We start from the raw sequence: 13,278 nt of genomic DNA, 5'->3' as shown, positions 1-13,278 counted from the left end.
CTCTCTTATAACTTACTTGATTATCTCACGCATACGCGTAGCATCACTATTAAAATGGATACAAATTCCTTTTTCTCCTGTTTCATCATAAAGGATTACTCGCAACATTGCCACATCTGTTGATGTGGCGGGACCTGATTTGGATATAGCAGTGGCTTTCATGCCAACTGAAAAGAAGCCTCAGCAGGCTGCCAAGGCTATAAAAGGTGGAGCGTTATTACGCAACCGCCCTCAACTGTCATTCGATCCTGCTACAGCGATGTCTATTGAAGCGGACTCGCGAGCAGGCTGAGCTCCGGATTGTGCTCCAGGGCTTCCTTACAATAATCACATGTAATCCGAACGGTAATGTCACCACCGGAATTATACGCTATTATATCCCTCCGCTCGTCGGGGGTCAAGAAATGAAAGCCGAGCTCTGCTTCCGTTATCCGGGCAGAATCGATTCGTCCGATAAAGGTACGGCAATGCCTACATACGTAATTCACTGACATGTTTATGCCTCCTGAACATGGTTTATACGTCCAGTATGTCCAGTATGGCTGAATCGAACCCGTCTTTTTGATCATTTTACCAAGTTGTTTTACAACATTATCCGTTAAACTTCGCCATTGTTTGTTCAAACGTATGAGTCAAGCTATGCTCCAGGGCATCACATGTTTGCTCAATGGTCTGATCAAGGGCTTCCTTTTCTTTCTTCATGAATGTCGACAGTACATAATCGACAATGGCATGTCCTGGCTCAGGACGGGATATTCCCATGCGTACCCGGTTAAACTGCTGTGTACCGGTGTGCTGAATGATGGACTTGATCCCATTATGCCCGCCTGCACTGCCTTGGTAACGCAATCTGACTTTGCCAATCTCAGTATCCATGTCGTCGTACACAACAATCAGATCTTCAAGACTAACTTTATAAAAATCCATATACGCTCGAACTGATTCGCCAGATAAGTTCATATAAGTCATAGGTTTAATCAGCACTGTTTTCACACCGCCAATATGACCTTCTCCAATCAGCGCCTTACATTTACTCTGTGTAATGGAGATACTATGACGATCAGCCAACCGATCGAGTGCCATAAAACCGATATTATGACGAGTTTTGGCATAGTTCGAGCCTGGATTTCCAAGTCCGACAATCCACTTCATCTTGTTCCCTCCTTCGGATTAGCCTGAGGTGAGGCATAGACTTCGAATGTTATATTTCATATAATATCAGGAAAGTAAAGTTCCGATTTACTGTAGTATTCACAGTTAATATTTTATCAACCCAGGAAGGTGAGCGGGTTTTGCGCGAAGACAACGGACAACTGACTCAACATAGCGATTTTATCTATCATCTCGAATATCACGTACCTGTACAGGTATACGACCGCGACACCCATATTGAGATTGGACTCATCACCCGTTTTGATAATCAATTTGTCGAAATTGCCGATACACTTTTTCATCGGCGGCGTTTCCGATTTATCTCCCGCCCCGGGTATTAACCATATAAGATGAACGAACCATTTTACACTGGATCACTGCGCGTGCAGAAACATCTTCTGGTGTAAATGAGTAGTTCAACTTATATGGACTGACCAGGGTCTGTTTCACTTTTAATAAAACGGCACGCCGACAGGGGTTACATTTTCCATTGAACCGGAAAACGTAACCCCTCTACTACTTTATGCAGACATCCTTATTCAATTTCAAACAGCTTGCTGATTGACAATTCCTCATGAACCCGGATAATCGCTTCTCCGAGCAAAGGCGCTACAGACAACACTTTGAGTTTGCTAGTCGGATTAGCATGCGTAATTGGAATGGTATCCGTTACGATGACTTCCTTCAATGGTGCATTCTCCAAACGTTCCATCGCTGGTCCAGACAATACCGGGTGAGTACAGCACGCGTATACTTCTTTTACGCCGCCTTCCATCAGAGCATTCGCTCCCAGTACAATCGTTCCCGCCGTGTCAATAATGTCATCGATCAGAATGGCTGTTTTGCCCTCAATGTTACCGATAATGTTCATCACTTCGCTCACATTTGGCTCAGGACGACGTTTATCGATAATCGCCAGGGGTGCATTCAGGAAATCAGCCAGTTTACGTGCACGCACTACGCCGCCGTGGTCAGGCGACACAACAACCGGATTTTCGATCTGTTTCGACCGGAAATATTGAGCCAGAATCGGCACGCCGAGCAAATGGTCAACCGGAATGTCGAAGAATCCCTGAATCTGCATTGCATGCAAGTCCATCGCGATGACACGCGTTGCACCTGCTTTTTCAATCAAGTTAGCAACCAGTTTCGCTGTAATCGGGTCACGCGAACGTGCCTTGCGATCCTGTCTTGCATAGCCGTAGTAAGGTATAACAACGTTAATCGTCTTGGCAGATGCCCGTTTGAGTGCATCAATCATCACGAGCATTTCCATCAGGTTATCATTAACCGGCAAGCAAGTGGACTGCACGATGTAAACGTGACAGCCCCGAACACTCTCGGAGAGTTTCACTTGAATCTCGCCATCACTAAAGCTGGTTGTGTGGGATTCACCCATAGGGATCCCGATATAATCAGCAATTTGATGGGCAAGCTTGGGGTTAGAATTGCAAGTAAATATTTTTAATTTCGAATCAAAATAAGTCATAAAATAAAAACCCTCCGTGCTGGTTCATTGGAATCTATAAGCGTCTGCGACATGTCGGCACCTCCCGGATCTTCGGGAGGCAATCTTGTTATCAAAACCCCTTATTGGGGTTTGGCATTTTGTTTCTTGGCTTTGGCACGTCCGCGAATCTTCTCCGCATAACCAGGTTTATTCTCCTGACGTGGACGAGCAATGGCCAGATCATTCTCGGGAACGGAATGGGTAACGGTAGAGCCAGCAACCACATAAGCGCCTTTTCCTACCGTAATCGGTGCAATCAGATTGACGTTGCTGCCTACAAAAGCATCATCTTCAATCGTCGTCACAGCCTTATTATAACCATCATAATTGACAGTTATTGCCCCGCATCCAACATTTACGTTTTTCCCTACTTTGGCATCCCCAATATAGCTGAGATGAGATACTTTGGAACCTTCGTCAATTGTAGCATTTTTCACTTCAACAAAGTCACCAATTTTTACGTTGCGACCCAATTTAGTCCCTGGACGCAAATTAGCAAATGGACCAACCGTTGCATCAGAACCCACTTCGGCATTGGACAACACCGAGTGTTTAATTGTAACTCCGTCCTGAATAACGCTGTCTTCCACATCTGCCTGAGGACCAATATGACATGCTTCACCGATCGAAGTTGTGCCTTTGAGAATTGTCCCCGGATACAATACTGTATCTGCTCCAATCGTAACATCCGCTCCGATATATGTCGATGACGGATCAATGATTGTTACACCGTTCAACATATGACGTACAGCGAGACGTTCACGCATGAAGGCTTCTGCTTGCGAAAGTGCCAATCGATCGTTAACCCCGATGGATTCCGCGATGTCATCCGACATGTAAGCCTCAACCACATCTCCATCATTACGCAAAATGCCGATTACGTCTGTGAGATAATATTCTCCCTGAGCGTTCTGGTTCGTTACTTTATCCAGCGCAGCGAACAATTTTGCATTATCGAAACAGTATGTGCCTGTGTTAATCTCATTCACAGCATCTTCCTGTTCGTTGCAATCCTTCTGTTCTACGATCCGCTGTACAGAACCATCTTCTCCACGTATTACTCGGCCGTAACCTTTGGGATTGTCCAACTGAGCCGTAAGTACTGTCGCTGCCGCCCCGCGACTCTCATTGTGATTCATCAGACCTTCCAATGTCTCACGAGTCACGAGCGGTGTATCTCCACAGACCACAATTGTGGATCCTGCTTCGCCGCCAAGCAAGGATTTAACTTGCTGTACTGCATGACCTGTGCCCAGCTGTTCCGCCTGGAGTGCATACTCCGCCTTGGAACCTAAAAATGACTGCACCGCTTCGGCACCATGGCCGACGACAACCACACTGCGTTCAACGCCTGCGCTGAGTGCTGCATCCAGCACATGTCCAACCATAGGTTTACCGCATACGGGATGCAGTACTTTGTACAATTTTGATTTCATTCGTTTGCCTTGCCCTGCGGCAAGAACGATTGCCATTCGTTTCAAAATTAACGACCTCCTGTTCTGAAAAACCCATTGAAATGAATTGCTTATCTATATCCAATGAGTATCGTTCAGCCGGCTTCAAGCCGGTCCTGTTCATCGCCTGCTGTCTCTGTAATCACACGTAACAACGCGGACACCAACGAATCGTGACCTATATGTATACGCCGTGTACCTGCGAGCTTAACCGAATCCCAATGATTCCTAAGATGCCGCCCTGCCACCAAGCGCACGATGCGCTTTTTGTTCTCTGCTAATAAACTCAATACTGAATATATCTTATTCCGGTCAAAAAGAAAAGAGAGCCATAAGACATGGCTCTCTTTTCCTTCGAACCCCAATAATGTTCTCAGGCACCTTCTTCAATGACTTCTTCCTCAGTTGCTGCACGATCATATTCAGTCAAAACTGCTGCCTGAATCTTCTCACGCGTACCGGAAGAGATCGGGTGGGCGATATCACGGAACTCTCCATCAGGAGTACGCTTGCTCGGCATAGCAACAAACATTCCGTTGTTACCATCAATGACACGAATGTCATGAACGACGAATTCGTTATCGATGGTAATGGATGCGATAGCCTTCATTCTCCCCTCCGAGTTAACACGGCGGAGTCTGACATCCGTAATTTGCATGTGTGTGTTCACCACCTTTTTCCATCAGAACTTGGTGTATAATTCCACACGGCATATACGAACTCCTTCTTTTTATAACCATAAAAATTTCCTAATTTCAGGAATTTTTTTATTTAATACACAATTCGACAACGTTAGTGCCAGGTCGATGGAAAAGACCCTTTAACGACATAACTTTCGTCATCTTTCTACAGGTCAAAATAGTTGCCAGGCTTGACGGAAATCTGTCTGCTCTTGGCATCAACCGCTGTCAGCTTCGCCAGAGATACGTAATCGGTTAACAGCCGTTCTTCTGAATCTACAGAACCAGATTCCACCAGTACCCCTACCCCGGCAACTGTAGCATTAAACTCGGCCAAAAGATCGATCATTCCCTGCACCGTACCCCCAGCCTTCATGAAATCATCCACAATAAGTACTCTGGAATGCTCACGCATCGCCCTACGAGACAAGGACATGGTATGCAGACTTTTATGGGACCCGGATACATAATTGATACTTACGGCCGATCCTTCTGTAGCCTGATGGTCCCTGCGTACGAGCACGACAGGCAGGTTGAGCTGGGCTCCAGTCGCATAAGCCAGTGGAATTCCTTTGGTTTCTACCGTCATAACCACATCAATATTCATATTGCCAAAGGCCGTTGCAAAGATCTTGCCGGCTTCATTCATCAATGCGGGCTGACCAAGCAAGTCGGACATGTACAGGTATTCTCCAGGCAAGATCCGATCAGGTTGCGCGAGCTGGGTCGAGAGCCGTTCCGCAAATGCCAGTGCCAGTTCTCGGGATACCTTCGGAATCCATCTTACTCCCCCGGCTGCTCCAGCCAGTGTATGCAGTTCTCCTGACCCACCTTCTTCGAACACTTCCTTGATAATCGCCAAATCTTCACTAATTGAAGACTTTGCGGCACCATAACGTTCGGCAAATGTGGTCAACGGAATAACCGTATGCGGTCTGGACAATAAATATTGCGTCATTTCAACCAGCCTTGCGCTTCGTTTTAACTTCTTCACAGAGATCCATCCTCACGATCACGGAAACATCTAAATCCGAATAATTATTTAAAAATATACCACCTTTATACGTGTTTGTACATTATAAAAGCGAATTTTACGTTAACATGCGTACAGCGTACACTTCTTTACAGAAACCACGCAGGCCATTGTATATCCGGGCAACCTTGGATTCTTTGGAGACAAGTCCAAATACCGTTGGACCACTACCGGACATCAACACACCGTCTGCGCCCAACCGAATCATGGCATCCTTCAGATGCTGAACTTCCGGATACAGCTTCAACGTTACATCTTCAAGCACATTGCCCATCTGGTCACAGACTTCCGTGAATGATTGGTTTCGAATAGCCTGTTCCATTTTAGCCGCACTCGGATGACGAACAATCTTGTCACTGCGGAACCTTCCGTATACATCGGCTGTAGACACATTGATTGGAGGCTTGGCCAGAATTACCCAACATTGCGGCGGATTAGGAATAGGAGTCAACTTCTCACCACGGCCTGTAGCGAGTGCAGTCCCTCCTGTGATACAGAATGGAACATCCGAACCGAGTTCAGCTCCAAGCTCCTGCAGTTCGTGATCCGGTATATTCAATCGCCACAGACGGTTCAATCCACGCAGAGCTGCTGCTGCATCACTGCTGCCTCCGGCAAGTCCGGCTGCAACTGGAATCTTTTTATCCAGATGAATGTGGACGCCCGTGCGCACGTTATAGCGCTCCTTAATCAGTCTGGCTGCTTGGAAAGCCAGATTCTTCTCGTCGAGCGGGATATAACCCGCCTGACTGGAGATGAAAATGGTATCTCGCGGCAACTCGGACATTTCCAGCCGATCAGCCAGATCGACCATGGTCATGATCATTTCAACTTCATGGAATCCATCGCTTCTTTTATGTAAAACGTCCAGCATCAAATTAATTTTAGCAGGCGCTTTTTCGTAAATTTTCAAGGCGTTCACCCGTCCTCACCTTTTCCCTAAGACAACTTAACATATTATATCAAAATGGGGCTGTCAAGTCATTTCTATTCCGCATCTAAGGGGAAAAAGCGGGGTTGTCCCTGACGGATTTCCCCGCTTTTCAATCTGCTTGAACCGGATTAAGATTTGCGGGCAGCCTGCTCAGCAAGTTGAATGGCTCTTTTCACCATGTTTCCTGCATCCTTGGCTTTGATTCCACCCCAACCTTCCTGTTGGACCGTATCATAGAAGCCCAGGTCTTTCGCAAGCTCATTCTTCAGATCCTCGGACATGACACTTCTTCTTCTGCGACTCATGAACCATCCTCCTCCAAAGTACCTTCATAATGTGATGAGTTCGTTCACGTTTTGGACATCTTGTCATCAGGCCAAATGAAGTTTCCTCCATTGCATAAGAAACTGTCTCTTCGCCTGTCCATATAGTATGCCGCGACCGTTCCTTACTCATTCCTGCGTATGTATGGTTACCTTAAGAGTTAAATTGGTGATTTTATAGAACATAAAAAAGCGATCCACCCGTGGGGCGAATCGCCTGTACAACGATACTTACGTCTCCATATAGGAGCTATGCGTCTGGCTGCCCGGATCAAAAACCATGACTTCCACCGATTCCGTAAGTATATCCGCATAACTATAAGATACTCGCTTGAAGGTTTCTTGCTCCTCATCAAGCTTAACAATAAAAACAGAAGGGTACGTTTCTTCCAATACACCCGTACGCTCAATGGTCTTACGGCGGCCACCATTAGCCCGCAACATAATTTTCTGACCAATATGTGCATCGAGATTGCGTTTGATATCCAACAGCGTGTTTTTAGCCATTGTCGACGACCACCTCTTTTCTTGTCCATTATACCGGATTTTACAGTCATTGTCAAATCAAAACTAATTATTATATCAGCATCAAAAAGTTGTTGTCAATGAATTTTTTTGCAAACAAAAAAAGCCCCAAATCGGGACTTTAAATGGCCTACATCAGACTGCCGACGGGTTCACTTTTAGCGTGGATAAATCATTCAGCCCCGGCAGACCTACCCGGTAGCTCCCCCGTGTCTCGACACCACCCACACCTTGGCTACCACTGATTGTGTTATGCAGAACATCACTCATGTTGACCGTATCCCGTACAGATGTGAAGGAGGCCTTAGCTGCCACATAGACCGGGTCAAGTGCGTGAATAAGTATTCTGCCTGGAGAACTGGCAAAGTTCGCTCCAGCGCGCAGCAGTGCCTCAAAATGGGACTGGCAGGCCCCTGCCACAATAGTGAGTGCGTCCAGATGGCGTTCATATTGTCTCGCCACCTGAATGGCCGCCACAAAATTTTGCGAGTTCTTATAGCTACCAAGACTATATAAGTCATAGGGCTGACGTGTCTTTAACACCCCATCATGACCCGTAATGACCACGATATCTGGACGTACTTTGGGTAATAAACGGTATAAGGTATCTGCCATTGCCGATTCATGAACATATTGTCCCTCTGCGGGAACACGAAGTTGCTCATAGAGATCCATACTTTTTTTCAAATAGTTCGGATCTCCATCCAAATGAAGCACCTTTCCAGGCATCTCAAAATAAGCCGGTTCCTGCTGAGCAGACCAATCCTGTACCAGACCTTCGCGATTCCGCTCAGCCTGTTCCATACGATTCTGCTGCAGGCGGGATAAGGTCTGATGTGCTTTAACATGCGCCTGTCTGGTCTTAGCGCTTTGCGGTTCATAGGGAACCTGTATCAAATCGTCCACTGGGGAATCGGCAAGCAGCCGGAACTCAGTCCCTTTAATGACCGCAGCATCCAACTGGAGGCCTTCCACCCGAAAAGTCACATCGCCGCCGTATGACTTCCGAACGACCAAGTCTCCGATATTCATCAACGTAATCACCTCTACCCCATCGTATGGGCAGAGACCCGGTTTGGTTCATTCGAATTTTATAACGCTGCGCGTACCCCAGCTTCCCACATTACGGTGCTGAGTGTAGCATACTCCTGCAGACTTAACGTCTCTCCACGTCGGGATGGTTGGATACCTGCCTGCTCCAGCAGAATGTCTGCCTGTTCCCGGTTCTCCTTTGTGAAGAAACGTGCCTTCAGGTTGTTCGAGATTGTTTTTCTCCGCTGGGCAAAAGAAGCCTGTACCACTTCGAAGTAGTGTGCTTCATCCGGAATCTCAACTGGTGGTTGCTCACGCACTTTCAGCTTAATGACAGCTGATTCCACATTAGGTTGGGGAATGAAGACCGTAGGTGGCACAATACACACAAGCTCCGGCATACTGTAGTACTGAACTGCGATGCTCAGACTGCCGTAGTCTTTCGATCCCGGTGCAGCAGCCATACGTTCAGCCACTTCTTTTTGGATCATGACAACAATGCTGTCCACTGGCAGCTTCTCTTCCAACAGTTTCATCATAATTGGAGTCGTTACATAATAAGGCAGGTTAGCCACAACACTGACTTTGTCCACCGATGCAAAATCAGTATGGAACAGTTCAGCCAGATCAAGCTTCAGCACATCGCCATGATGCACTCGTACATTGGAATAAGGCTGCATCACTTCTCCCAGGATGGGAATCAAGCGCTGATCAATCTCTACAGCTGTGACAGGACCGGCTACCCGGGCCAGTCGTTCCGTAAGAGCCCCGATACCCGGGCCGATCTCTAGAGCGCCCTTGGACTCGTCCAAATCGGCTGCATTAACAATTTTGTTCAGTATATTTTGATCGATCAGAAAGTTCTGACCTAGACTTTTCTTAAATGAGAATCCGTGTCTTTGAATAATTTCTTTGGTTCGTTTGGGCGTTGCAATTTCTATCGTCTCTTCCATATCCTTCATATGCTCACAATCCTTCACGTTCAATTTGCGCTAATGCTGTAGAGAACTCTTCCCGTGTAATCTGAAATACACTGAGACGTTTGTGGAACTGCTTACCGTTACAATATCCGATACCCAGCAGATTGCCCATCTCCATGCGACGTGCAGCAGCCTGCGGATGCACAATAAGTCCTGCCGCGATCAGGTCCTCCCAATCGATCAGGCTAGGAGCGCCTTCGTATGAAGTATGTACACGTGCCAGAGCATGACGGATCGCCTCCGGTGAGGCATTCTCCACCCCAATGTCCCCTTTGCGCGTTGCATCGGCTTCCGGAATGAAAGCATGCTTGCAACCAGGCACCTTATTCGCAATAATTTTACGAATACGTTCGCCGGCATGATCTGGATCTGTCAGTACAATGACTCCCCGTCTCTCCTGAGCAAGCGCAATCCGCTTCAGAATGCGTTGGTTGATGGCTGATCCGCCTGTTTCTATTGTATCGGCTTCCACGGCCCGACGGATGGCTACCGTATCATCACGGCCTTCCACCACAATGACTTCTTTTATCATGTTCCATTTCTTCCTTTCTAACGCAAAAAGAAGAGGAATATCCTCTTCTCTGCCAAACGGCGGGGGAGACTGAATTCAGACCCCTCCGCCGCATATTCCGCATGAATCATTCATGCAACTATTTTATAGCATTCCCATTTCAAAGTAAAACGATTTTAGTTCGCTTCCGGCTTCACCGGACCGATCACGTAGACCGTCTTGCCTTTCTTGCGTCCAAAATTCAGGGCATGCTTCACACTGTCATAATATACGTCAATCTTGTTGCCTTTAATGGCACCGCCTGTATCTTCCGCACGACGGAATCCCAGACCTTCGATATATACCCACCAGCCAATTGGAATGACTTTGGGATCAACCGCAATGGTGCGTCCTTCCGTTACACGAGTACCAGAAGCAGTTTTAGTTCCAATGCCAGGCTCTTCGGAAGAGTAGGCCGTCATGGATACGTTTTTAAGTACTTTGGAGTATTTAAAAGAAGTCCCGGATACGGTAATCACTTTGCTGCCCGAGGCAGATGTTTTCTTCGAGTTCGTTGTTGTAGCCTTCTTGGTTGTTGAAGTCTGAGCCGATACGGTTTGAATCTCTGGTTTTTTCACGACCGGTTTTGCTTTGGTTCCGACAGCAATTACTTTATCTACACGATTATTCGCGACAGATTTGCCGACCATTTTTTTGGAGACCAATTCTCCATCCTGAAATACCTTTTCGATGTGCTGTACAAGTTTGCCTTCTTTGCCGTTCACAACGACACGGTTATCCCCTTTGTACAAGCTAGGGTCAGCCGTTTTAATTACTTTGTAAGCAATCGGATGTTCTACATCCACTGTACGCTTTGTTACGCGCACTACACGAATCTTCATATCTGCTTTGATCGAAGTTCCAAGCGCCGGATACACTTTATCATTACTTTCAACTTGAATACCTGATTTTTGAATTGCATCTTCTACCGATGAATCCGTTGTATACAGAGTCTTGGTGTCTCCGTCTGCCGTAATGTTAACTGGAACGGCCCGCTCAATAACAATTCGGTCTCCATCTGTAATCGCCCCGTTCATGGACATGGATACCTTATCGTGAGGGCTGACTGTGATCGACTGCTCCTCCAGCATTTCCTGAAGCATTCCTGTACGAGTCTCTACCACCTGAGCTTTGCCATCAATAACCAGTGAAATTTGTTTCCCGGCCTGACCGTAAACGACTAACAAGATCATGATTGTAAGCGCAATTGAGAAAATCGCGATCAATGCCATTTGACGCATGTTCTCATGCTTCCACCGCAACGCGAAAGACTTACTGGATGATCGTGACTCATGGGTCTCTTCTGGTTGGAATGTGCCCACTTCTCCGTCCTCCTTCATAGCCTCGCCGTCTAAAGTAACGCATGATGTCTTTGACGTGACTATACCAAATTTTCTACAGAACACAGATCGGACCAACTGATCGGTTCTGCACCATGAATCAATCTTCGCAACATGATGTCATCCTCCTGAATACCTACCGTATGATGACAACATTTCTTTTATTCAAAAACAAAAAAGCCAAAGAAAGAGTGTAAGAGGAACTCTTTCGTGGCTTCCGAATGATTTTGAATATCGGAAATTCATGCACGAGGTTGCCTCTCTTTTTCCGCTTGCGAGGTTAGCTGTCGGGTTCGGGCGAAAGAGAGCCGCCCTATCTTGGGTCACCCGCTCATGGCGGACGCCCTTGAATTCACCCCGAGACCCAAAGAAGAAATCAAATACGGCTTCGCAGTTCCCTTCGCTGCTTTTGGGTCAGCGAACGTTGCGCATCGGCCAAATACACCGATGTTTAAGCCCTATTGGTTCCCCCGCTCTCCGTTAACGGAGACTCAGCGAGACTGATTCATGAAAGTAATGTTGTTTCATCGGAAAGTGTCCCTTTGTTCATCCCCCGAACATCTGTCCAATTTTCCGCACAACAATTCACTGAAAAGATGATATCCTGTTTTGATGCATGTTGTAAAGCGTTGATCAAGTACGTTTTTCTGAATATTTGGTTAAAATATTGTAATATTCTTGATTTATTTGGATCAAAGGGCAAATTAACTCCGCTTACCTGCCTTTTTCACCTCATTTGCTCGTTTTTTTAACGAATTCCAAATCGTTCCATGGCATTTTTGGTTGTTATTGCAGCAATTTCCTCCACCGAAATGCCTTTAATTTCCGCAGCTGCCTCTGCAACCAGACGTACATGCGCTGTCTCATTTCGTTTCCCACGATAAGGGTGAGGTGTCAAATATGGAGCATCGGTTTCGATGAAAAATCGGTCCATAGGAACCTTCTCAAGTACCTCTTTGGGTTGCTTTGCATTTTTGAATGTGATCGGTCCTCCAAAGGAGAGATGGAAACCCATATCGAGACAATTTTTCGCTGTTTCCCAGCTTCCCGAGAACGAGTGCATCACACCACCAACTTCACCCGCTTTCTCTTCACGCAAAATTCGTATGATATCCTCATGTGCATCCCGATTATGGATGACAATCGGCATATTCACTTCACGCGCCAAAGCAATTTGTTGTCGTAATACGCGATGTTGTACTTCCTTCGGAGAAGTGTCCCAATGATAATCCAATCCAATCTCACCGATGGCTACCACTTTTTCATGCTTGCATAAAGATGCAATCCACTCCAGATCACCATCCTGCATCGTGATCGCATCTACGGGATGCCACCCTACAGCTGCATATATAAAGTCATACGTTTCAGCGAGTTTCATTGTGGTTGGAATCGTCTCCCGGTTAAAGCCAATGTTGATCATGCGACCAACTCCTGCATCCAGAGCACGCTGAATCATGTCCTCGCGGTCCTCGTCGAATTGTGGTGCATCCAGATGTGTGTGTGTGTCGAACAGCATCATGTTTATTTCTCCCTTCATGTCGAATAACGACTTTCTTCTTTTAATAATCCAATTTGTGAATCTCAATATTTCATTGACTCATACATAAAACATTTTGAGTCATCTTTGTGTTACATCATTACGTTTGTTTCTTCACAACTACTATATATAGAAGATATACGGATAATCTGATCTACATATTGCTGAATGTGCTATTTTTACCTACTTACATTTACAAAATTATGTCGATCTACATATACTCCCCAT

The 13,278-nt window shown here is 46.3% G+C and carries 16 protein-coding genes and 1 riboswitch; of the genes, 1 reads left to right on the top strand and 15 read right to left on the bottom strand.

What is annotated here, in order from left to right:
• Positions 1 to 263: 263 nt before the first annotated feature.
• A complete protein-coding gene (gene fin / locus NKT06_RS00225; RefSeq protein WP_253428884.1) occupies positions 264 to 494 on the bottom strand; it encodes an anti-sigma-F factor Fin in 231 nt (76 codons plus the stop codon).
• Positions 495 to 591: 97 nt separating this feature from the next.
• Positions 592 to 1,152: an aminoacyl-tRNA hydrolase gene (gene pth, locus NKT06_RS00220; protein ID WP_253428882.1), complete on the bottom strand. Its 561-nt coding sequence runs from the start codon at positions 1,150 to 1,152 to the stop codon at positions 592 to 594.
• Positions 1,153 to 1,292: 140 nt separating this feature from the next.
• On the opposite strand from pth, the gene NKT06_RS00215 reads away from it, so the two are divergent.
• On the top strand, positions 1,293 to 1,493 hold the full coding sequence (locus NKT06_RS00215) for a hypothetical protein (RefSeq protein WP_024633712.1): 201 nt from the start codon (positions 1,293 to 1,295) through the stop codon (positions 1,491 to 1,493).
• A 194-nt stretch (positions 1,494 to 1,687) separates the two neighbouring features.
• On the opposite strand, the gene NKT06_RS00210 is transcribed toward NKT06_RS00215, so the two are convergent.
• The 13 genes from NKT06_RS00210 to NKT06_RS00150 all read right to left on the bottom strand — a co-directional run bounded on the left by NKT06_RS00210 (position 1,688) and on the right by NKT06_RS00150 (position 13,032).
• Positions 1,688 to 2,641: a ribose-phosphate diphosphokinase gene (locus NKT06_RS00210; RefSeq protein WP_017691370.1), complete on the bottom strand. Its 954-nt coding sequence runs from the start codon at positions 2,639 to 2,641 to the stop codon at positions 1,688 to 1,690.
• A gap of 101 nt (positions 2,642 to 2,742) precedes the next feature.
• Complete coding sequence (gene glmU / locus NKT06_RS00205; RefSeq protein WP_445252664.1) at positions 2,743 to 4,134, bottom strand: bifunctional UDP-N-acetylglucosamine diphosphorylase/glucosamine-1-phosphate N-acetyltransferase GlmU; 1,392 nt, start codon at positions 4,132 to 4,134, stop codon at positions 2,743 to 2,745.
• Between the two features lie 77 nt (positions 4,135 to 4,211).
• Positions 4,212 to 4,406, bottom strand: coding sequence for a hypothetical protein (locus tag NKT06_RS00200; RefSeq protein ID WP_124118801.1), 195 nt, complete (start codon positions 4,404 to 4,406; stop codon positions 4,212 to 4,214).
• Between the two features lie 83 nt (positions 4,407 to 4,489).
• The gene (gene spoVG / locus NKT06_RS00195; protein ID WP_017691372.1) at positions 4,490 to 4,774 is read right to left on the bottom strand and encodes a septation regulator SpoVG; all 285 of its coding nucleotides are present in this window, start codon (positions 4,772 to 4,774) and stop codon (positions 4,490 to 4,492) included.
• Positions 4,775 to 4,962: 188 nt separating this feature from the next.
• Positions 4,963 to 5,790 (bottom strand): pur operon repressor, encoded by an 828-nt coding sequence (purR, locus tag NKT06_RS00190; protein ID WP_017691373.1) that lies wholly within the window; start codon positions 5,788 to 5,790, stop codon positions 4,963 to 4,965.
• Positions 5,791 to 5,887: 97 nt separating this feature from the next.
• Positions 5,888 to 6,742 carry a 4-(cytidine 5'-diphospho)-2-C-methyl-D-erythritol kinase gene (ispE, locus tag NKT06_RS00185; RefSeq protein ID WP_026081373.1) on the bottom strand — a complete coding sequence of 285 codons (855 nt, stop codon included), beginning with the start codon at positions 6,740 to 6,742 and terminating at the stop codon, positions 5,888 to 5,890.
• A 149-nt stretch (positions 6,743 to 6,891) separates the two neighbouring features.
• Positions 6,892 to 7,068: a small, acid-soluble spore protein, alpha/beta type gene (locus NKT06_RS00180; protein ID WP_017691375.1), complete on the bottom strand. Its 177-nt coding sequence runs from the start codon at positions 7,066 to 7,068 to the stop codon at positions 6,892 to 6,894.
• Between the two features lie 249 nt (positions 7,069 to 7,317).
• Positions 7,318 to 7,593 carry a biofilm formation stimulator Veg gene (veg, locus tag NKT06_RS00175; protein WP_053778931.1) on the bottom strand — a complete coding sequence of 92 codons (276 nt, stop codon included), beginning with the start codon at positions 7,591 to 7,593 and terminating at the stop codon, positions 7,318 to 7,320.
• A 153-nt stretch (positions 7,594 to 7,746) separates the two neighbouring features.
• On the bottom strand, positions 7,747 to 8,643 hold the full coding sequence (yabG, locus tag NKT06_RS00170; protein WP_253428880.1) for a sporulation peptidase YabG: 897 nt from the start codon (positions 8,641 to 8,643) through the stop codon (positions 7,747 to 7,749).
• A gap of 59 nt (positions 8,644 to 8,702) precedes the next feature.
• On the bottom strand, positions 8,703 to 9,605 hold the full coding sequence (gene rsmA / locus NKT06_RS00165) for a 16S rRNA (adenine(1518)-N(6)/adenine(1519)-N(6))-dimethyltransferase RsmA (protein WP_301289661.1): 903 nt from the start codon (positions 9,603 to 9,605) through the stop codon (positions 8,703 to 8,705).
• A gap of 4 nt (positions 9,606 to 9,609) precedes the next feature.
• Positions 9,610 to 10,155 carry a ribonuclease M5 gene (rnmV, locus tag NKT06_RS00160; protein WP_017691379.1) on the bottom strand — a complete coding sequence of 182 codons (546 nt, stop codon included), beginning with the start codon at positions 10,153 to 10,155 and terminating at the stop codon, positions 9,610 to 9,612.
• Positions 10,156 to 10,310: 155 nt separating this feature from the next.
• Complete coding sequence (locus tag NKT06_RS00155) at positions 10,311 to 11,495, bottom strand: resuscitation-promoting factor (RefSeq protein ID WP_253428878.1); 1,185 nt, start codon at positions 11,493 to 11,495, stop codon at positions 10,311 to 10,313.
• 271 nt (positions 11,496 to 11,766) lie between these two features.
• Positions 11,767 to 12,020: riboswitch (cyclic di-AMP (ydaO/yuaA leader) on the bottom strand.
• Between the two features lie 241 nt (positions 12,021 to 12,261).
• Complete coding sequence (locus tag NKT06_RS00150) at positions 12,262 to 13,032, bottom strand: TatD family hydrolase (protein WP_253428876.1); 771 nt, start codon at positions 13,030 to 13,032, stop codon at positions 12,262 to 12,264.
• Positions 13,033 to 13,278 lie beyond the last annotated feature (246 nt).

Source organism: Paenibacillus sp. 1781tsa1 (assembly GCF_024159265.1).
Taxonomy (GTDB): domain Bacteria; phylum Bacillota; class Bacilli; order Paenibacillales; family Paenibacillaceae; genus Paenibacillus.
This window is presented reverse-complemented; position numbering and strand designations above follow the sequence as displayed.

What these genes read in the sequence shown, in the direction of transcription:
- fin (WP_253428884.1), bottom strand. Translation starts at nt 494, where the DNA reads ATGTCAGTGAATTACGTATGTAGGCATTGCCGTACCTTTATCGGACGA.
- pth (WP_253428882.1), bottom strand. Translation starts at nt 1,152, where the DNA reads ATGAAGTGGATTGTCGGACTTGGAAATCCAGGCTCGAACTATGCCAAA.
- NKT06_RS00210 (WP_017691370.1), bottom strand. Translation starts at nt 2,641, where the DNA reads ATGACTTATTTTGATTCGAAATTAAAAATATTTACTTGCAATTCTAAC.
- glmU (WP_445252664.1), bottom strand. Translation starts at nt 4,134, where the DNA reads ATGGCAATCGTTCTTGCCGCAGGGCAAGGCAAACGAATGAAATCAAAA.
- spoVG (WP_017691372.1), bottom strand. Translation starts at nt 4,774, where the DNA reads ATGCAAATTACGGATGTCAGACTCCGCCGTGTTAACTCGGAGGGGAGA.
- NKT06_RS00180 (WP_017691375.1), bottom strand. Translation starts at nt 7,068, where the DNA reads ATGAGTCGCAGAAGAAGAAGTGTCATGTCCGAGGATCTGAAGAATGAG.
- veg (WP_053778931.1), bottom strand. Translation starts at nt 7,593, where the DNA reads ATGGCTAAAAACACGCTGTTGGATATCAAACGCAATCTCGATGCACAT.
- yabG (WP_253428880.1), bottom strand. Translation starts at nt 8,643, where the DNA reads ATGAATATCGGAGACTTGGTCGTTCGGAAGTCATACGGCGGCGATGTG.
- rsmA (WP_301289661.1), bottom strand. Translation starts at nt 9,605, where the DNA reads ATGAAGGATATGGAAGAGACGATAGAAATTGCAACGCCCAAACGAACC.
- rnmV (WP_017691379.1), bottom strand. Translation starts at nt 10,155, where the DNA reads ATGATAAAAGAAGTCATTGTGGTGGAAGGCCGTGATGATACGGTAGCC.
- NKT06_RS00150 (WP_253428876.1), bottom strand. Translation starts at nt 13,032, where the DNA reads ATGATGCTGTTCGACACACACACACATCTGGATGCACCACAATTCGAC.